The 18,839-nt window shown below is 34.7% G+C and carries 21 protein-coding genes; 5 read left to right on the top strand and 16 right to left on the bottom strand.

The annotated features are described in order from the left end of the window. Nucleotides 1–269: 269 nt before the first annotated feature. Complete coding sequence (locus JFU23_RS00250; RefSeq protein WP_002032241.1) at nucleotides 270–626, bottom strand: hypothetical protein; 357 nt, start codon at nucleotides 624–626, stop codon at nucleotides 270–272. Nucleotides 627–1,087: 461 nt separating this feature from the next. On the opposite strand from JFU23_RS00250, the gene JFU23_RS00245 reads away from it, so the two are divergent. Continuing rightward, nucleotides 1,088–1,390 (top strand): hypothetical protein, encoded by a 303-nt coding sequence (locus JFU23_RS00245; RefSeq protein ID WP_306426517.1) that lies wholly within the window; start codon nucleotides 1,088–1,090, stop codon nucleotides 1,388–1,390. Between the two features lie 107 nt (nucleotides 1,391–1,497). Here the strand turns inward: JFU23_RS00245 and JFU23_RS00240 are convergent, their stop codons facing one another. Then, on the bottom strand, nucleotides 1,498–1,878 hold the full coding sequence (locus tag JFU23_RS00240) for a hypothetical protein (protein WP_002127497.1): 381 nt from the start codon (nucleotides 1,876–1,878) through the stop codon (nucleotides 1,498–1,500). 166 nt (nucleotides 1,879–2,044) lie between these two features. After that, the gene (locus JFU23_RS00235; RefSeq protein ID WP_170972723.1) at nucleotides 2,045–2,212 is read right to left on the bottom strand and encodes a hypothetical protein; all 168 of its coding nucleotides are present in this window, start codon (nucleotides 2,210–2,212) and stop codon (nucleotides 2,045–2,047) included. A 328-nt stretch (nucleotides 2,213–2,540) separates the two neighbouring features. On the opposite strand from JFU23_RS00235, the gene JFU23_RS00230 reads away from it, so the two are divergent. The 3 genes from JFU23_RS00230 (at nucleotide 2,541) to JFU23_RS00220 (ending at nucleotide 4,040) form a co-directional block, all read left to right on the top strand. Further along, nucleotides 2,541–2,909, top strand: a complete 369-nt coding sequence (locus JFU23_RS00230) for an FtsB family cell division protein (RefSeq protein ID WP_201031037.1) — start codon at nucleotides 2,541–2,543, stop codon at nucleotides 2,907–2,909. A gap of 197 nt (nucleotides 2,910–3,106) precedes the next feature. Then, nucleotides 3,107–3,544, top strand: coding sequence for an exosporium leader peptide-containing protein (locus JFU23_RS31010; protein ID WP_201031036.1), 438 nt, complete (start codon nucleotides 3,107–3,109; stop codon nucleotides 3,542–3,544). Nucleotides 3,545–3,845: 301 nt separating this feature from the next. After that, the gene (locus JFU23_RS00220; RefSeq protein WP_201031035.1) at nucleotides 3,846–4,040 is read left to right on the top strand and encodes a hypothetical protein; all 195 of its coding nucleotides are present in this window, start codon (nucleotides 3,846–3,848) and stop codon (nucleotides 4,038–4,040) included. A gap of 446 nt (nucleotides 4,041–4,486) precedes the next feature. On the opposite strand, the gene JFU23_RS00215 is transcribed toward JFU23_RS00220, so the two are convergent. The 13 genes from JFU23_RS00215 to JFU23_RS00155 form a co-directional block, all read right to left on the bottom strand. Then, the gene (locus JFU23_RS00215; RefSeq protein WP_201031034.1) at nucleotides 4,487–6,427 is read right to left on the bottom strand and encodes an AMP-binding protein; all 1,941 of its coding nucleotides are present in this window, start codon (nucleotides 6,425–6,427) and stop codon (nucleotides 4,487–4,489) included. Between the two features lie 48 nt (nucleotides 6,428–6,475). Next, on the bottom strand, nucleotides 6,476–8,017 hold the full coding sequence (locus JFU23_RS00210) for an acyl-CoA carboxylase subunit beta (protein ID WP_002017014.1): 1,542 nt from the start codon (nucleotides 8,015–8,017) through the stop codon (nucleotides 6,476–6,478). Between the two features lie 2 nt (nucleotides 8,018–8,019). Continuing rightward, nucleotides 8,020–8,808, bottom strand: a complete 789-nt coding sequence (locus JFU23_RS00205) for an enoyl-CoA hydratase (protein ID WP_002017012.1) — start codon at nucleotides 8,806–8,808, stop codon at nucleotides 8,020–8,022. A gap of 4 nt (nucleotides 8,809–8,812) precedes the next feature. Next, nucleotides 8,813–9,724 carry a hydroxymethylglutaryl-CoA lyase gene (gene mvaB, locus JFU23_RS00200; RefSeq protein ID WP_002017011.1) on the bottom strand — a complete coding sequence of 304 codons (912 nt, stop codon included), beginning with the start codon at nucleotides 9,722–9,724 and terminating at the stop codon, nucleotides 8,813–8,815. A 21-nt stretch (nucleotides 9,725–9,745) separates the two neighbouring features. Further along, nucleotides 9,746–9,961: an acetyl-CoA carboxylase biotin carboxyl carrier protein subunit gene (locus JFU23_RS00195; RefSeq protein WP_001985297.1), complete on the bottom strand. Its 216-nt coding sequence runs from the start codon at nucleotides 9,959–9,961 to the stop codon at nucleotides 9,746–9,748. A gap of 26 nt (nucleotides 9,962–9,987) precedes the next feature. Further along, a complete protein-coding gene (locus tag JFU23_RS00190; protein WP_201031033.1) occupies nucleotides 9,988–11,325 on the bottom strand; it encodes an acetyl-CoA carboxylase biotin carboxylase subunit in 1,338 nt (445 codons plus the stop codon). A 15-nt stretch (nucleotides 11,326–11,340) separates the two neighbouring features. Next, nucleotides 11,341–12,486 carry an acyl-CoA dehydrogenase gene (locus JFU23_RS00185; protein WP_098636724.1) on the bottom strand — a complete coding sequence of 382 codons (1,146 nt, stop codon included), beginning with the start codon at nucleotides 12,484–12,486 and terminating at the stop codon, nucleotides 11,341–11,343. Between the two features lie 216 nt (nucleotides 12,487–12,702). Next, nucleotides 12,703–13,671, bottom strand: a complete 969-nt coding sequence (locus JFU23_RS00180; RefSeq protein ID WP_002127490.1) for a YbgA family protein — start codon at nucleotides 13,669–13,671, stop codon at nucleotides 12,703–12,705. Between the two features lie 4 nt (nucleotides 13,672–13,675). After that, a complete protein-coding gene (locus tag JFU23_RS00175; RefSeq protein WP_002065518.1) occupies nucleotides 13,676–14,329 on the bottom strand; it encodes a TetR/AcrR family transcriptional regulator in 654 nt (217 codons plus the stop codon). 24 nt (nucleotides 14,330–14,353) lie between these two features. Beyond that, complete coding sequence (locus JFU23_RS00170) at nucleotides 14,354–15,373, bottom strand: ABC transporter permease (RefSeq protein ID WP_201031032.1); 1,020 nt, start codon at nucleotides 15,371–15,373, stop codon at nucleotides 14,354–14,356. Beyond that, complete coding sequence (locus JFU23_RS00165; RefSeq protein WP_201031031.1) at nucleotides 15,370–16,095, bottom strand: ABC transporter ATP-binding protein; 726 nt, start codon at nucleotides 16,093–16,095, stop codon at nucleotides 15,370–15,372. The genes JFU23_RS00170 and JFU23_RS00165 overlap by 4 nt, the downstream gene beginning before the upstream one ends. 184 nt (nucleotides 16,096–16,279) lie before the next feature. Continuing rightward, nucleotides 16,280–16,531: a hypothetical protein gene (locus JFU23_RS00160; protein ID WP_002017002.1), complete on the bottom strand. Its 252-nt coding sequence runs from the start codon at nucleotides 16,529–16,531 to the stop codon at nucleotides 16,280–16,282. 216 nt (nucleotides 16,532–16,747) lie between these two features. After that, entirely contained in the window at nucleotides 16,748–17,590 is an 843-nt protein-coding gene (locus JFU23_RS00155) for a metallophosphoesterase (protein ID WP_201031030.1), read from the bottom strand. A gap of 644 nt (nucleotides 17,591–18,234) precedes the next feature. Between JFU23_RS00155 and JFU23_RS00150 the strand changes: the two genes are divergently transcribed. Beyond that, a complete protein-coding gene (locus JFU23_RS00150; RefSeq protein WP_002065511.1) occupies nucleotides 18,235–18,804 on the top strand; it encodes a hypothetical protein in 570 nt (189 codons plus the stop codon). The last annotated feature ends 35 nt before the right edge of the window (nucleotides 18,805–18,839 follow it).

Below are 18,839 nucleotides of genomic sequence, written 5' to 3'. Positions count from 1 at the left end.
GACTTCCCTTTGTCCTATTGCTAGGTTGCTTTTAACGAGGCGGCAAGGTTCACTTTATGTTACGGTCTGTTGATTCGCTCGCACTTCTAGTAGAAGTTACTTTGTCACAGGGCTTCAACCTTAGGATTTCTCCACCAGCTGCCTGTCAGCTACTAGGCGACTTGGCTCTTACCTAGGCTGGACTTTCACCAGCAAGCAGTGCCCAGCTTAGCTGGGCACGCAAAATAAAAAGCCATTCATAAGAATGGCTTAGCATCAATAAAGCATAATTAATCTTTATTTGCTACGTCAACACCGTTAAAATCAAACTCATCAGTAACAGTTGTAGCAGGTGGTAAAATTGCTTCAATTTTACAAAGAGATATAATTGCTGCAACTGAACCAGGAATAGCAGCTAGCTTAACAACATCGCAAGTTACCGAAGAAACAGTACCTATATAAGTACGTCCTTCAGTGTTAATTCGCACTGTTTTATTAATTAATTTTTTAAGCTCATCTCTAATTCCTTGTACACAAGAGCTGTCACATTTCTCATTCTTTTCCTTTTTACACTCTTCAAAAATGTCCCAACAATCATCATGCTTACACGTACATTTCTTTCTACAATTATTAAATCGAGAACCCAAAACCTCACCCCCTAATCCTTTCTACTAGTAAAGTATGTCAAATAGCTTAAAAGTGTACGAGACAAAAGCATAGAAACAAAAAAACAAACACTTGTACTAAACCTTCTTATTTATACTTTTAATAAGCCGGCTCCTTGAATAGGGACCACCTTTTCCTATTACTTCACATATACATAGGTTTTGTTCGCAGTGATATGGTGTATTTTTCCTTTACCATTGTGAAATATACATTCAGAAAAGCGTACTCCAAAATAAGATATTATTTAAAATCATAACGTTTCCTTCAACAAGTGTTTGTTGATTAATATCATAACCAGTAGTTCTCTCAACTATCTCTTGAAAATTAGCATAGTTTGTATGAATTCTATATCTAGTAGAAAGCACTCTATCATATAAAGGTTAAATAATAGGTTAATAAACAAGCCATTCTTTTACTAAAACATAGAATAGTATGAATCCTATTGAAGGGAGGTATAAAAGAATGTCCTGGAAAAATGATTGCTGGAGTTCTAAGAAAAAGCATTGTTGTGATGACTGGTGGAAATCTAAAGAAAAGGATCATTGTGATGATGATTGGAGTTCTAAGGAAAAGCATTGTAATGATGATTGGTGGAAATCTAAAGAAAAGAATCATTGTGATGATGATTGGAGTTCTAAACGAAATAAGTGTCGTTGTAAATGTTTCTTTATTTGTTGTCATTGTAAAAGAAAAAATTGGTAATATTTTCGATATCGACTTAAAAGAGAGAACATGTCTTTTGTGACCGATAAATACTAGAATGTAATATACAAAAAGCTGACTAAGTATAGTCAGCTTTTTGTCAATGAACACGTAGAGATTTATTTTAATATAGTTCTTATTAGAAAAGGATTATTTTATATAGATTACTATAAGCATCCATAAAGCCAAGGCGCCAATGATAGCGAGCGCTATACGTGTAGATAGTACCCTTAATTCAAAGTCTGTTTTCTTGGATGGTTCAGGATATGCAATTATGTAGATTCCCTTTAATAATGCAAGCCATGCAATAACCGTTAGGAACCCCTGCCAGTTGAATACCCATACATTATGTAGGATTACACTACCTAACCCTAGGAAAATCGATAGAAAACCATACATAATACCAAATCCTCTGTCTTCAACCACTAATTTTTTCAATTCACGTAGTACCGATGGACGTACGAAAAGTATTCCCGATACGATAACCGTTATCCATCCCCAAAACAATCCTAAAAAAGTACTAGTTTCCATTATTAGTTCACTCCCCTCAATTATTTATATTTCAGATATTCCCCCCATTAGAACAATTCCAACATCTTTATATATAGGCTAAATTCTGCTCTTTTTTAATACAAACATGGCATATTCTATGCCCATCCTTAATCACCTCATTTCTCTACAAAATGAAATTTTTATATCATTCTTCATCATCTATCCGAATCAACCGAAGTCGCTTTGTACTATTACCGCACACTTTTTCATAGCTTGGAGCTAGCATGCACCAAAGCCAATATAATGAGTTATTCGCCTTTTCACTAACCTCTAAAATTGTCCCCTCTGTAATAAAATGATCACCTTGATACAATGTATACTCGCTTGTCCCATGGAATCATCATTATTCCCCTCCCTATTAAAATAGCGTTTTTGTTTCAAATAATGCTCTCATTAATTTGGACACATTTACCAGTTTATTTACCAAAAAATTCATGATATCGTTAACTAGTCGAGTACGTCATTACTTGACGATTACCCTTAGGAGCCCGCAGACAATCGGAGTTCCTTTTATTTAAATAGGGATTTTGTTTAAACTTTACAAAACGCACCTATATTAAACTATCTTCTAAAATTCCCATTGAACATTTATAATACTTTTAAACAGTTTAAATTCTACAATCAGTAATGGAGGCATTTTAATGGGAAACATCCCAAAAATATCATCACAACAATCAAATCCTAAGATACCCTCACAGCAAGTGAACGCTAACACCAAACAAGGTAATAATAAAAAAACAAGACACCGTATTATAGCTACTTTGGCTTTTATATTACCTGTAATTTTTGTCCTTCAATATTCTCTTAATAACCAACAAGAAATGATTAAAGAAAAACAAATCACGCTTAATACGGAGCAACAAAAATTATCTTCTTTAAAGAAGGATGGTCATTCCCTTAAAAATGATGTTAAGGCTTTAACAGGTAGTGAAGAAGAAATTTTAAAATTCGCAAGGAAACTGTATGGATTTTCTAAACCGAATGAAACTATATTTCAAATAACTGAATAAAATTACACTGCATTACCCAAAAGGCGATTTGACGATAATCGCCTTTTTATATTTAATTTCTAAAATAAACATACTAATTTCTTTTTCTATCAAATAACTATTTTGTTTAATTTATTAAAATACAACCGCTTGTCCATTTCACATTGCTCTATCAATACATTTACTATTAGTAATACGATTTTTAGAGGTAATATATAATGGACGAGTTTTTATCTTTTGCTGCACTTAATCCGGGTTCTATTGGACCTACACTTCCACCTGTTCCACCCTTTCAATTCCCTACTGGATCAACCGGACCAACTGGATTTAATCTTCCTGCTGGGCCTGTATCTATTATCTTGACTTCTAACGAAACCACAGCATGTGTATCCACTCAAGGAAATAATACTTTATTTTTTTCGGGTCAAGTATTAGTAAACGGTAGTCCTACTCCAGGGGTAGTGGTCAGTTTTTCATTTAGTAACCCTTCTCTTACTTTCATGGCTCCTCTTGCGGTCATTACCAATGCTTCAGGTAACTTTACCGCTGTATTTCTAGCCGCTAATGGGCCTGGAACAGTAACCGTTACTGCTTCACTTCTTGATTCTCCTGGAACAATAGCTAGCGTCACTATTACCATTGTGAATTGTCCGTAACGGTTTTATTTTTAAGGACTAAGCAATATCTAATAAGATGAGCACTGATTTACAGTGCTCTTTTTTATCATTGGGATGTTCCTTTCAAATGAAATTTCGTAACACCCTACTAAAATAACGCTTTTATTAAGAACTAATGATTTTTATATTTTTTAAGCTTGTCAGCACAAGTAATTTTTATAATTAGTTAAATTCTCAATATAGTTTGTGTATATAATTCCATTCAAAGATACATAATACCCACGTAACTATTTAAAAATACTTTGTTTTTATATCTAAGTTCAAAAAGGAGCTACATAACATGGATAAAAAAGATTTATTAAGTCAACAACTTGATTCTGTGTCATTAGATGCGCTGAATACCCCTAGTAAGGCCCAAGAACAACTGCAAGAAACCTCTCAGGAGGCACATAATTCAAACAAAAAGGACAGTACTCAAGCTTTACATGGCGAAGATTTACCAATTTCAGATGTATATAGAACAACGAACAAATAGTAAATTTAAAAGGGAAAAAATCTTAAGAACGAGTGAACTTAATTCTTTTCCCTTTTCCTATTTAAATAACACTTTTATATGAAAGCCGTACACATTTTTGACACATCCACTATCACAATCTCCTGAAAATTCGTGATAATATTAATTTGTCGGATACGCCAAATTTCGACATTGAACAACAATAATATCTCCCTTATTGAATCCCTGTCCCCCAGGGATTTCTCCTTTTATTCATTACTTTTTTCTTCACTAAATTTTCATTCTTAACAAAATTCAATCACTCCATTGAATAGACAGCTATAGTATCCTATTTTGATAAAAACTAAAAACAAACAGATATACTTAACACTAATAGTAGATTTTTTAACTTCAAATTTACTTTTTCTCTCTTATCTTTTTGTAAACATTAAAAATGAGCTCTATTTACATAGAGCTCATTCGTAATTTTATAGTTTGCTAGACTGTAGTCCTTGAATAAAGGGTACTACTTCAGGATTTACTAGTGACGATAAATCGCCTAACTCTTTTCCTAAGTAAGCTGCTTTAATAACACGTCGCATTACTTTAGAATTACGTGTTTTTGGTAAATCTTCTACAACATGAATATCTTTTGGACATAATGCTTTTCCGATATGAGAGTTTACTAAACTCATTAATTCTTTCTTTAATTCTGCTGTAAATATTACACCGTCTCGTAATACTACAAAGCAATGACAAACCTCACCTTTAACATCGTCAGGTACACCGATTGCAGCTGCTTCTATTACATTATTATGTTTCACAAGAATAGATTCATATTCAGCAGGCCCAATACGTTTCCCTGCAATATTTAGCGTATCGTCTGAACGTCCTGTGATGATGTATTGCTCACCGTCATAAATAACCCAGTCCCCATGGACCCATTTATTTTCAAAGCGTGACCAATATGTGTTTACATAACGTTCATCATCTTCCCAGAAACTTTTCGTCATACCTACCCAAGGTTTTTCTAAACATAATTCTCCGACTTCATCTCGAATTGGTTTACCCTGATCATCAAGTACAACCGCTGCCATTCCTGGTAAAGATGCGTTAAAACTAATCGGTGCGATCGGCTTAATTAGGACATTCCCGAAAATCCCACCTGAAATTTCAGTTCCACCTGAATAGTTACAAATTGGTACTTTACCTTTACCAACTGTATTAAATAACCACATCCATGGGTCTGGATTCCAAGGTTCTCCTGTTGATGCGAATACTTCTAAACTCTTTAACGAGTGTTTATTTACATATTCATCACCTTTTGCCATTAATGCACGGATTAACGTTGGTGAAATACCGAGATGAGTAATTTCATATTTATCGACTGTCTCCCATAAGCGGTCTGCTTCTGGAAAGTCTGGGACACCTTCATACATAACCATTGTTGCGCCATTAATTAAAGAGCCGAATAGTAAAAATGGTCCCATCATCCAGCCCATATCAGTTACCCATAATACTCGGTCGCCTTGTTTTATATTCATTCCAAACCCTGCATCAAATGCAGATTTTAGCGGGAAACCAGCATGTGTGTGTACTGTCCCCTTCGGCTTACCAGTCGTTCCAGATGTATATATAAGCATTAATGGATCATCACTGTTCATTTCTTCAGCATGTATAAATGGTTTTTCTTTTTCTAACGTACTCCATGAAAAATCATAATTATGCGGTGTAAAATCATTTCCTGCATGACGAACAATTACCACCTTTTCAACAGTTGGACAATGTTCACAAGCTTTATCTACTTCATCTTTTAATGAAACAATTTTCCCACGGCGTGAAAAGCCATCTGCGGTAATAACCATTTTTGAACCAGCCGCTTGTACACGTGTCATTACTGCATCAGCAGCAAAACCTGAGAATATTGGTGAAATAATCGCTCCAATTTTCATTACCGCTAACATAGCAACAACTGTTTCAGGAATCATTGGCATGTAAATTGTTACACGATCACCTTTTTCAATACCAGCATGTTTCAAACCGTTGGCAACACGGCTTACCCAGCTGTCAAGCTCTTCATATGTAAATGATTTCGAAGTTCCGTTTTCCCCTTCATACATAAGTGCTGCTTGTGTTTTCGTTTTATCGTCTGCAAGCCAGCGAGATAAAGCAGATTCTACAACGTTACAAGTTCCCTCAGTATACCACTGTGCAAACGGTGTACCATTTTCTAAATCTAACACTTCAGTATATGGTTTCATCCACTGATAGCCAACTGCTCTCTCAGCTTCTCCCCAAAACCAAGCTGTTTCTTCAATTGACTTATTATAAAAAGCTTCGTAATCTTCATAGCCTAATGATTTCATCCAACTAAATAAACGCGTTTTTTCTTTATATTCTTCTGTTGGAAACCAAACTGCTTGTTTCATGTTTTCCCCTCCTTGATTTTTTGAGCAAGAAAGCCCTAAATAGGACTTTTAAACTGGATATACAGGATGTTTACGATCCGTGAATACTTGATATTTGCTCATATACATTTCGAATCGTCCTTTTAACTCTTCACGTAAATTGTTTGGATGAACAATACCATCAATCACCATCTCAGATGCTAAACGGTAAATATCAATATCTTTCTTATACTCTTCTCGTTTTTCAGCAATAAAGCTTGCACGCTCTTCTTCTGGTAAAGCTGCAATCTTATTTGCATATACAGCATTGACCGCTGCTTCTGGACCCATTACTGCAATAGAAGCTGTTGGTAATGCTAAGCAGCAATCTGGTTCAAACGCTGGACCTGCCATTGCATATAAGCCAGCTCCATATGCTTTTCGAACGACGATAGAAATTTTCGGTACAGTTGCTTCACTCATTGCAGAGATCATTTTTGCACCGTGACGAATAATTCCGGCACGTTCTACTTTTGTACCAATCATAAATCCAGGTACATCTGCAAGGAATAATAATGGGATATGGTATGCATCGCATAAATTTATAAACTTCGCTGCTTTATCAGCTGAATCGTGGAATAATACGCCGCCCTTCATACGCGGCTGATTTGCAATAATGCCAATTGGCTTACCATCAATGCGTGCTAAACCTGTAATTAGTTCTTGAGCAAATAATTTTTTCACTTCAAAGAAAGAACCTTCATCAATAATTCTGTTAATGAGATCTTTCATATTGAAAGGAGCATTTTGATTTTCTGGAATGATTTCTTCTAACGTTTTATCGAACTGTTTCGGTTCTTGAGGTGTAATCAAAGGAGTCTTTTCTAAATAGTTACTTGGAAAATAAGAAATATATTGTCTTGCTTGCGTAATTGCATCTTCTTCTGTTTTACATAAAACATCTCCGCATCCTGATACTGAGCAATGCATACGTGCTCCGCCCATTTCTTCTAAAGTTACCTTCTCACCGATAACCATTTCAGCCATACGCGGAGACCCTAAATACATAGAAGCATTTCCTTCAACCATCATAACAACGTCACAAAATGCTGGAATATACGCACCACCAGCTGCTGAAGGTCCAAATAATAAACAAATTTGTGGCACTTTTCCAGATAATTTCACTTGGTTATAAAAAATTCTTCCCGCACCGCGGCGTCCAGGGAACATTTCAACTTGATCTGTAATACGTGCCCCAGCAGAGTCAACTAAATAAAATAACGGTACACGTAATTTCTCAGCCGTTTCTTGAATACGTAAAATCTTTTCAACTGTACGTGCTCCCCATGATCCAGCCTTAACAGTTGAATCATTTGCCATTACGCACGCAGTGCGACCATGTATTTTACCAGTTGCAGTTACAACGCCGTCAGCTGGTAACCCGGTTTGTTCACAATTTGCAAATAATGCATCTTCCACATATTCACCATTATCGAATAAAAGAGCTAAACGATCTCGAACAAAAAGTTTTCCTTTTGCTTTGTTTTGTTCATGATATTTCGGTGCCCCGCCTTGCTTAATTGTTTCAACTCGTTCTTCAAATGAATTAGATTGTTGTTTTTGATCTAACATATTTACTCCCCCTTATACATTGGTTTGCGTTTTTCCTTGAATGCCTGTAATCCTTCTAATCTATCTTTCGTATGGATTACGCCCTCATACGCCTGTTTTTCCATTTGTAAGCCGGTATGTAAATCTACTTGAATACCATTTGAAATTGCTTCTTTTGCTAATCGAACGGCAATTGGACCATTTTTAGCAATTCGATCTGCAATTTCAATTGCTTTCTCTTCTAGTAAATCAGCTGGTACTACGAATTCTACTAAACCATATTCTTTCGCTTCTTGCGCCGAAATACGTCTTCCTGTATAAATTAATTCTTTTGCTCTACCGACTCCAATTAATCTCGGTAAACGCTGCGTACCACCTGCTCCAGGTATAATTGCAAGAGAAGTTTCAGTAAGACCTAGACTCGCAGTGTCAGAAGCAATTCTAAAATCACAAGCTAAGCTTAATTCAGTACCTCCACCAAGTGCGATTCCATTAATAGCAGCAATAACTGGTTGTGGTAATTGTTCCACCATCTCCATAGTAGAACGAATCATACCCACAGCATGGCGAACTTGTTCTTCACTCATGTTGGCACGCTCTTTTAGATCAGCACCAGCGCAAAATGCTTTTTCGCCATCCCCTGTTAAAATAACAACGCGCGTATTTGATTCTTCGTTTATTTGAGTTAATATAGTTTGTAATTCTTCTAATAATGCCAAAGATAATGAGTTTGCTTGTCTTTCACGATTTAACGAAATCTTTACAACATGCGGTGTTACATAGTCAACGGAAATGTTTTGTAATTGTAGCATCTTCTCACCTACTTATCGTTTTATGTTGAAGCGCTCTATACACATGACTCGGTAATTGGATATTCAACTTACTTTGAATAAACTGACTAGCTCTCAATAACTTTTCTTCATCAATATTAGTTTGGACTCCCAGCTTATGGAGCATATGCACTAAGTCATCAGTAGCAACATTACCCGATGCTCCTGGTGCATAAGGACATCCTCCGAGTCCACCACAAGAACTATCAAACGTTGTAATACCATATTCTAAAGACTTAACTACATTCGCCAGAGCCATTCCATACGTATTATGAAAATGCATTGCAAACTGCGAAGCATCATACTTCTTTAATAGATGTTCTAATACTTGTTCTACTTGTAATGGATTCGCTACACCAATCGTGTCCCCGAGAGAAACTTCATAAATGCCGTATGAAAATAGTTGATTACATATTTCGTCAACTGCTGTGGCACTTATATCCCCTTCATAAGGACATCCAAATACAGTAGAAACATAGCCTCTTACCTTTTTACCTTCGAACGTTGCCTGTTTTGTTATATCTTCAATTACAGCTAATGCTTCTTTAATAGATTTATTAATATTACTTTTATTGTGAGATTCACTTGCTGATAAAAAAACATTCACCTCATCTACATTTTGCAAAAAAGCTCGTTCCAAACCATTTTGATTTGGAACAAGCGCTGCATATGTAACATTTGGATCCCTTTTTAGCTCAGAAAATACATCACTTGCATCTGCTAATGCAGGAACCCATTTAGGGTGAACGAATGAGGAAACTTCAACGTACGACAATCCAGCTTCTGTAAGTAGTTGAATCCATTTTACTTTATCTTTTGTGCCAACAATCTTTTTTTCATTCTGTAAGCCATCACGTGGCCCGACTTCTTTAATGACAGCAAAATTAGGTAGTTTCAATTCGCTTCCCCCTATATCTCCCTATTCAATTTCTAGTAATACATCTCCTTCATTTACAAAATCGCCTTCTTGTACGTTAATTTTCATAACAGTTCCGGCTTCTTCTGAAACGATTGGAATTTCCATTTTCATAGATTCCAAAATGACGACATCCTGCTCTTCCTCTACTGTATCTCCTACTCCTACAACAATTTTCCAAACATTTCCTGCCATCGATGCATATACTTTCGTCATCATTTTTTCCCCCTTAATATTCATAACTCTTATTTTTTAACAAGTTGTTTCGTTACAAAACCCGTTGTATAAATACCACTTTTGAACACATCGTCTCCGAGTACTTGCAGTAACATTGGTGTGTTTGTTTTAATACCTTCTACTTTTAACTCTTCTAGAGCAATTTTTAATTTTGAAATCGCTTCTTCACGAGTTTCACCATGTGCGATTACTTTCGCAATCATTGGATCATAGAAAGGTGTAATCGTTACTTGATTCTCCAAAAAGTGATCAATACGTATATTTGTCGGTAACGTTAAATCTGTAATTTTCCCAGGTGATGGGAAGAATGTTTTCGGATCTTCTGCATAAATACGAGCCTCAATGGCATGACCACTACGTTTTACATCATCCTGTGTAAATGATAGCTTCTCACCATATGCGATAAGTAATTGTTGTTCAACTAAGTCTAACCCAGTAATTTCTTCTGTAACTGGATGTTCTACTTGTAATCTCGTATTCATTTCTAAGAAATAAAAGTTCTTTTGATCATCTACAAGAAACTCAACTGTACCTGCATTTGTATAACCAAGTGCTTTAGCAGCTTGTACAGCAACTTCTCCCATAGCCTTTCGTATACCCTCATCTAAAAATGGTGAAGGTGCTTCTTCAATTACTTTTTGATTTCGGCGCTGTACTGAACATTCGCGTTCCCATAAATACACTGTATTACCATGTGTATCTGCTAAAAGCTGAATTTCAATATGATGTGCATCTGCTATATAGCGCTCTAAATACATTTCTCCGTTACCAAAGAAATTTTGAGCTCTTGTTTTATTACTTTCAAATGCTTTGGTGAGCGTTTGCTCAGTTTCCATCAACTGCATTCCAATGCCTCCGCCGCCCGCGGATGCCTTAAGCATTAATGGATAACCAATTTGTTTCGCAATTTCAATTGCTTCTTCAGCAGTTTCAATATTTGTAGTAATGCCTGGAACTACTGGCACATCTGCTGCTTGCATCGCTATACGTGACTCAATTTTACTTCCCATCTTAGTAATGATTTCTTCTGAAGGACCGATAAATACGATTCCTTCTTCTTTACAGCGAATCGGAAAAGATGGATTCTCTGATAATAATCCGTACCCCGGATGGATTGCTTCAGCATTTGTCTTCTTAGCTATTTCAATAATTTTTTCAAGGTTTAAATAGCTTTCTTGGACACGTGGACCGCCTACTAAGTAAGCTTCATTTGCCAATTTTACATGAAGGGCATTTTCATCAGCCTCAGAATAAATAGCAACAGTGCGAATGCCAAGTTTTTGACAAGTTTTCATAATGCGAACTGCGATTTCCCCGCGATTAGCAATTAATATTTTTTGAAACATAGTGACCCCTCCTTTTTATCTACATCCTAAATGTCTTGCAATTACGAGACGTTGAATTTCAGAAGTTCCTTCACCAATTTCTAAAAGTTTTGCATCACGAATATATCGTTCAACTTCATATTCACGCATATAGCCATATCCACCATGAATTTGTACTGCATGATTTGCTATACGACTTGCAGCTTCAGATGCAAACAACTTTGCCATAGCCGCTTCTTTACCGAAAGGTTTATCGTTATCTTTTAACCAAGCTGCTTTATGTACTAAATTACGCGCTAATTCTACTTCAGTCGCCATATCAGCCAATTTAAATTGAATCGCTTGGAAATTAGAAATCGGTTTTCCAAATTGTTGACGTTCTTTCGCATATTGCAATGCACGCTCAAATGCAGATTGTGCAATACCTACTGCTAATGCTGCAATTGAAATACGTCCTCCATCAAGTGTATATAAGAATTGTTTAAATCCTTTATTTACATCACCAAGAATATTTTCTTTCGGTACACGTACACCATCAAGTACGATTTCACAAGTATTAGAAGCACGAACACCCATCTTATCGTAAGGGCTTGAGATCGTTAATCCTTCACTAGTAGTCGGTACGATAAATGCAGAAATACGTTTTTTACCATTGTCTTCAAAACCGTTGATAGCGGTTACAATAATTGTATTTGCATACTCTGCGTTTGTAATCCAGCACTTTTCACCACTAATAACATATTCATCGCCATCTAAAAATGCTTTCGTTTGTGTGCCCCCTGCATCAGATCCAGCATTTGGCTCCGTTAATCCGAAAGCACCTAACGTTTTACCTGACGCCATTGGAACTAAAAATTTCTGTTTTTGTTCTTCTGTACCGAAATAATAAATTGGAGAAGCACCTAATGAAATTGTTGCAGCATAGCTTAAACCTGTTCCACCACAAGCACGACCAATCTCTTCAACAGCTAACGCGTACGATAACGTATCGCCACCTGAACCTCCATACTCTTCCGGGAATGGGATACCTAATAATCCTAGTTCGCCCATTTTTTGAAATGTTTCATATGGAAATTCCGCAGTTTTGTCATAATATACAGCTTTCGGTGCGATTTCCTTTTCAGCAAAATCACGTACCATTTCTTTAATCATTTGTTTTTCGCGAGTTAGAGTAAATTCCATTCCGCTACACACCCCTTATCGAATATTGAGTTTCGACAGCGTGCGAGTTTCTACTACAAACATTACTTCTTAAAAGACACGAATATTAGTTAGACAATTGCTACAATTCTGTCATAACTTAATTTTAAAACAGATTCTGTACCAATGCACAAAAAAATTCCTACATTGTTCTACAACAACATAGGAGGTTTTGTGTCGAATTATGTAATTTATTGTTTAATAATCTCTACCTTTTCCCGAATCAGAAATTTCTACTAACCCTTCAGGGTATGGTTCGAAATATGTTTGTCTTAATAAATACTTTTCATCAAATCGAATGGCCCATGTTTTTAAAATGACAAGTAAACTACTAAGTGGGATTTTCTTTTCAGAATACTTCTGTAACAGCTCTAAAAAATGATCTTTTTCTTGTTTTTTTAGCTTTGTTTTAAAATATCCGAAAATGTGCTCACATACATTTACATTCGATGTATAGCGAGGCGCGCGAATAAATAATTCATATAAAGTCTTCTCATAGTTATCAAATACGACTTCAATTGTTTCATTTTTTTGATTTGCAATAATACGCCCTAATTCTTTTTGTTTCACCTGATTATATGCCATAAATAAATACTTATAATCTGATTGAAACGCTACGAGTTCTTTTATGTTTTTAGTATGTTTAATCATTTTGTAATGCGCGATTGTAAACAATCTTGTAAAGAAATGCTCTCTAATAATAAAATTCGACAATCTACCTTCTTCTTCAATTGGAAGATGCGAAAATTTTTTTATTACTGCTCCACCAAATAATCCAGTTCCTTTTCCTTTTACTGGCCCTTTTTCAAAACCAGAATAGATTTTCACATCACGAGTTCCGCAACTTGGCGAACGATTCTTCAAAATAAAACCGTCAACTTCAGGTAATGTTTGTAAAAATGCATTTGAAAATTCATTCATTTTTTCAGTTACATCTTCTCGTATTGACGGTTGTACAAGCCTATTCGCACCATTTTTTTCTACAATACGTATCGTTTCACGAGGAGTCCCTAAACCAATTTCTACTTCAGGACATACAGGTATAAATGTAACAAATGGCTGCAAGTTTCGAATTGTTAAATCTGGAACCATCTCTCCATTATAACGACAGGCATCAAATTCTAAACATTTACTTACAACAATTATCGGTTTAGCAAATTGTCGCATCACATTACCTCCGTGGCGTTAGTCCATACAATATAAATTGAATCGTATTTTCAATTTCCACTTCATCGTCCCATTTCTCTTCCGGCAATAATAAAAACCTCGTTAAGAGCAACCCTAATACAGCTGATAAAGTAAGACGTAATACGGAAGATGGTGGAAGTTCAATAATTTCCCCTTCTTCTTGAAACTTTGCAATCAGCTTTTTAAAATGTACAAGCAGTTCTGTTTCTATTAATTGTTGTATTTCACTTTTTAGTTCCGGCTGAAATGGTACTTCTTGAATTAATATTTTTATCATTGGAAAGTGCTTTTTAGCAAATTCAAATCTATTTTGAATTATTACTCTTAAAAGCACTTCATACGATTCATACTCTGTTTTAAATATTTCTTTTGCAAAGGCTTGTACGAAAAATGGTGCAGCAAACTTTGTTAAGGTCGGCATCACGACTGCAAACAATAAATCTTTTTTCGTTTTATAGTAGCGGAAGATTGTTCCTTCCGCTACACCAGCTCGCTTTGCAATTTCACTCGTTGAAGTTGAGGCGTACCCTTTTTCTCCAAACATATCAACAGCTGCCTCTAATATACGCATTTGACGTTCATTACGTTTATCAGTATTCGTTGCGGCAACTAATTCTTCCAGCCAATCCTTCTTCATTTATTGTGCTCCTTTTTATCATCATTATATTTTGCGATGTTTCTTTAATGCAAATACATTTCCTACTGCAAATAATAGTGAAAAAAGTAGTAATACAGTAAGATCTAATGCAATCTCTGTAAACCCTTGATTCCGAATCATTACTTGTCTCATAGCGTCAGCACCATATGTGAGTGGAAATAATTTACCTAACATTTGTAACCATGTATTCATGGATTCCATTGGAAACAACCCAGAAAAGAAGACTTGTGGCACGATAACAAGCGGTATAAATTGAATCATTTGAAATTCATTATTTGCGTATGCCGATAAAAATGTGCCTAATGTTAGTGCAGTTAAAGAAAGCATACATGTTATAAGTAGCGTTAGCCATATTGAGCCAGCTACATATAAATCTAAAATATAAACTGAAAAACTTACAATTATAATAGATTGTATAAATGCAAAGATTCCAAAACCAATAATATATCCTAAAACTATTTCCCATCTTCTCACTGGTGTGGACAATAATCTCTCTAATGTACCACTTAAACGTTCTCTTACAAAAGATACTCCGGACAATATAAATACAAAGAAAAATGTAAAGAAACCAATTAATACGGGACCAAGCCCATCGAACATCGTAATATCTTTAGAGCCATGTAAATAATCCACTTCAGGCTTCATCATTGATACATTATTCTTCTCTGTACTCTTTTGCAATACTTGAAGTACCGCACGGTTTTTTGATGAATCACTGCCTTCTAATAGAAGATTCATTTTTCCATTTTCTAAATGAATTACTGCATCTACCTTTTGCTTTTCTAATTCCGAAATTGCTTTGTCTTTACTATATTCATAAATTGATGCTTCTTGATTTTTCATTGCTTTTACTATAGGAGCAGGTACATCGACTACAGCAATATGCGTTATATAGTCTTTTTGTGTAAATATTAGCGATAATAACCAAAGTAATAACATTGGTGCCCCAAACATCATTGCTAAAGAACGCTTATCTCGAAAAAATTGACGAATGATACGGATAACTACACCATTAACTCTCATGATTCAATCACTCCTTCTAACATAAAGACATCTTCAATTCGTCCAGAAGATGTTTGTTTTTTCAATTCCTCCGGTGTGCCAATCGCAACTAAATTCCCTTCTCTAATTAGCCCTAGACGTTCGCAAAACTCAGCTTCATCCATAATGTGCGTTGTTACAATAATAGTTGTTCCTTTCTTTTTAAGGTCATAAAACTTCTCCCAAATCGATTTTCGAATTAGAGGATCTATCCCAACTGTTGGCTCATCTAAAATTAATATTTCTGGTTCATGAAGGAGTGCTATCGCCAATGATAAACGTTTTTTCATTCCACCTGAAAAATGCTGTACTTGCTTTTTCATATGCTCTGATAATTGCACAATTTCAAAAACTTCTACGATTCTCTCTTTCTTACGCTTACCTTTTAACCCATACATCGTTGCAATAAAATCTGCATTTTCATATGCCGATAGTTCTTCGTATAATGCATCAGCCTGAGCCATATAACCAATTCTTTTCATTTCATTTAGATTAGGCATGTTTGTATTAAAAACAATTACATCCCCTGTAGTTGACTCATTAATACCTGCAATCATTTTAATGAGTGTTGTTTTCCCAGATCCGGAAGGTCCAACCAAGCCAAAAATTTCTGCTTTTTCAACTTGCAGCGAAAGGTTATGCAAAACTTCTTTTTTCCCAAAACTTTTTGATACATCTCGTAAAATAATTGAAGGTTGCTGCACTAAAAATCCCCCTTTTCTTTAAAATGAGTGAGTACTCACTTTTATTTTACTCTCGAGTTATTATATGTCAAACTTTTCAAATAAATATTTTTTCTGTTATTTACTCAAGCAATGAAACAGAGTCGACATTAGAATATTTTTTCTTAAAGTCGACTCTGTTTCATTGTAAATTATTCGATTTTATTTATGTTTTTAAATTTAAATACCTTCTAATTCTAGCAACATCTAAAGAATATTCGATAACTATTTGCTGTATTGGTAATATAACCGTTTCCGGATATAAATGTGCATATTGTAACGTTTCTGCATACTTTTCCAACCGTTTTTCTAAATACTTTACAATTTGCTCAGGATGACTTACTAATAAAGACGTACTATAATAATGAATTTGCTCCTCAATCGCCGTATATTCTTCAATTTCAAATTCTTTATGCATTTGTACACCCCTTTATATTTTTAATATTGCTTAATAATAACTATTTTAACTCGACTAATTTTTAAGTTTTTTGATTATTTACACTATAACAAACTCAATAGGTCAAATTTTGTTACTTTATGTAACGTTGAAAAATTTTAACAAAATTGTAATGGAAACTTGTACTCAAGAAAAACTACCTTTAAATTATTCCCCTGAACAAAAAAGCCGTACAGATTAATTTAACTGCACGACTACAATCTCAGGTCTATTAAAAATTCTTTGCGGAATGATACTATTGCCTAATCCTCTACTAACTATCATAGACGTATTTTGTTGTTCATATAAACCCGCTGTATATTTGGGCAGTATTCCTTGATTAGGAGCAACTAATCCCCCGATAAAAGGTAACCGAACTTGTCCCCCATGTGCATGACCCGATAATACTAAATCTACTTGCTCATCAGCATATGCTTCTAAAAATTCAGGCCTATGGGATAATAATACATTATACCTATCTGGCTGCGTTTCAATTTTTGCTTTTACAATTGCATCTTTTACAATACTTCCTTCATCAATATCTCCAGTATTAAATTCCGGATCATCAATACCTAGCAAGTTTATTTCTTGCTCACCTTTTCGAATGCTTACATGTTCATTTCTTAAAACAGTAACATGGTGTTTCTTCAATTCTTTCTCTAAACTGTTATATTTTCCCGACCACTTTTCATGATTTCCTGTCACAAAATATATAGGATACTCTTTTACAAGTTCTCGTATTACTTGCAGACTAATTTCTGCATCGTACGATTTACTATCTATTAAATCACCAGTAATAACAATGATGTCAGGATTCGAATTATTCACTTTTTTGATTAATACGTCCTGATTATCACCAAATTTTTTATTATGTAAATCTGAAATTTGTAGTATTTTATATCCTTTAAAAGAAGAGGGAATTTTACTAGAGGTTATTTTAACCTCAGTTATACTTATTAAATTGTTTTGTAAATATAAAAAGATACTAATGCCTACTAATATACCAATAATTAATATGATTCTTTTAGTCTTCTTGTTCATATTTCCTCCTAAAATCTTAATCAGTACTACAGTTCACAATAAATATTACGTGCCCTTCGCATTCAGAATAACTGATATTATTTAATTGATTTGCAGTGTTTTTTATAGTTTTATACGCCACTAATAAAATTTTTCAATCTCATTCGTATTAGCTCATTCGCTATAAAGTGGAGCTTTGATATCCTAGTTGTCGTGCATGAGTGTATGATGTCATGCTCATTTTTCAGTGAATTTATAGCGAATCACTGGAAGCTCTTCATCATATTATTATTTATCTTACTTAGTTTGATAACGATATAACGATAATTCCTATAGTTTTTTATAAAAAAATTGTGTACTTTTCTCGAATTATATACGACATTTGCTTGCAAATATATTATTACCACTCCGATTTTAATTTGTTTAAAACGTGCATAGAGAGAATTGAAACAATAAATTACCTTATGAAAAGTTATTATTGTACCATTTGTTAGAAAATTGAAAAAACATGTGTAGATAGATATCATTGTAAATGAATATATAATTAATTTTGATTTTCTGACATAATTCTTAACCTAGTTTTTGCGTGCATTATGAAATAAAATATTGCCCCATGTCAGTCTTTTAAAAATTATATATCATAACTTTAAGGGAGGAAGAAAACTATGAAGATGAAAAGAAAAATCATGATGACGACAGCACTTGCAGCTACATTAGCTACAGGTGCACTACCGACTACATCGGTGTTTGCTGCAGAAAAAGAGGCTCCTATCCAACAAAAAGAGGCACAAATGAGTATTCAACCATTCGCACAAAATAATTTGGAAACAGCGGTTAAGGCTGCCTTAAATGGTCCAGAAGTTAAAAAAATTAAAGTATTTGAGCATGAATTTAATGTAAAACCAATTGAAGTAGTAAATTTAGGTGGCGGTAAAACATATGTTAAGGGACAAATTTCTCATCATTTAAGTTTTCGTCCAGATGATCAATTTTATTATGAGTTTACAGTGCAAGATGGAAAGGTAATAGATAAGCCTGTATTTAATATTGATAGAGGTGGTTGGACACCTTTTGCCGCTCCACTTTTATCAATTCTTGCTGCTTATAATGGGATTCCAGTTAATCCAAATGATTTAAATGCACTCGGTCAGCAGATTGGGAAAGTTATAGATGGCAGCTGGGAACATGCAGCCCAATCTATCGCAACTGTAGTTAGTTTAAGTTTTAATGAGTAGAATTTCTTAATTTTTGTTAGCCTAACAGAGTCCCA

The organism is Bacillus sp. TH50, from assembly GCF_016650565.1.
Taxonomy (GTDB): domain Bacteria; phylum Bacillota; class Bacilli; order Bacillales; family Bacillaceae_G; genus Bacillus_A; species Bacillus_A mycoides.
The sequence above is the reverse complement of the archived record's forward strand: the minus strand, read 5'-3'. Positions and strand labels throughout refer to the sequence as shown.

What these genes read in the sequence shown, in the direction of transcription:
- JFU23_RS00230 (WP_201031037.1), top strand. Translation starts at nt 2,541, where the DNA reads ATGGGAAACATCCCAAAAATATCATCACAACAATCAAATCCTAAGATA.
- JFU23_RS00240 (WP_002127497.1), bottom strand. Translation starts at nt 1,878, where the DNA reads ATGGAAACTAGTACTTTTTTAGGATTGTTTTGGGGATGGATAACGGTT.
- JFU23_RS00220 (WP_201031035.1), top strand. Translation starts at nt 3,846, where the DNA reads ATGGATAAAAAAGATTTATTAAGTCAACAACTTGATTCTGTGTCATTA.
- JFU23_RS00195 (WP_001985297.1), bottom strand. Translation starts at nt 9,961, where the DNA reads ATGATGACGAAAGTATATGCATCGATGGCAGGAAATGTTTGGAAAATT.
- JFU23_RS00215 (WP_201031034.1), bottom strand. Translation starts at nt 6,427, where the DNA reads ATGAAACAAGCAGTTTGGTTTCCAACAGAAGAATATAAAGAAAAAACG.
- JFU23_RS00185 (WP_098636724.1), bottom strand. Translation starts at nt 12,486, where the DNA reads ATGGAATTTACTCTAACTCGCGAAAAACAAATGATTAAAGAAATGGTA.
- JFU23_RS00150 (WP_002065511.1), top strand. Translation starts at nt 18,235, where the DNA reads ATGAAGATGAAAAGAAAAATCATGATGACGACAGCACTTGCAGCTACA.
- JFU23_RS00180 (WP_002127490.1), bottom strand. Translation starts at nt 13,671, where the DNA reads ATGCGACAATTTGCTAAACCGATAATTGTTGTAAGTAAATGTTTAGAA.
- JFU23_RS00205 (WP_002017012.1), bottom strand. Translation starts at nt 8,808, where the DNA reads ATGCTACAATTACAAAACATTTCCGTTGACTATGTAACACCGCATGTT.
- JFU23_RS00175 (WP_002065518.1), bottom strand. Translation starts at nt 14,329, where the DNA reads ATGAAGAAGGATTGGCTGGAAGAATTAGTTGCCGCAACGAATACTGAT.
- JFU23_RS00155 (WP_201031030.1), bottom strand. Translation starts at nt 17,590, where the DNA reads ATGAACAAGAAGACTAAAAGAATCATATTAATTATTGGTATATTAGTA.
- JFU23_RS31010 (WP_201031036.1), top strand. Translation starts at nt 3,107, where the DNA reads ATGGACGAGTTTTTATCTTTTGCTGCACTTAATCCGGGTTCTATTGGA.
- JFU23_RS00190 (WP_201031033.1), bottom strand. Translation starts at nt 11,325, where the DNA reads ATGTTTCAAAAAATATTAATTGCTAATCGCGGGGAAATCGCAGTTCGC.
- JFU23_RS00170 (WP_201031032.1), bottom strand. Translation starts at nt 15,373, where the DNA reads ATGAGAGTTAATGGTGTAGTTATCCGTATCATTCGTCAATTTTTTCGA.
- JFU23_RS00160 (WP_002017002.1), bottom strand. Translation starts at nt 16,531, where the DNA reads ATGCATAAAGAATTTGAAATTGAAGAATATACGGCGATTGAGGAGCAA.
- JFU23_RS00210 (WP_002017014.1), bottom strand. Translation starts at nt 8,017, where the DNA reads ATGTTAGATCAAAAACAACAATCTAATTCATTTGAAGAACGAGTTGAA.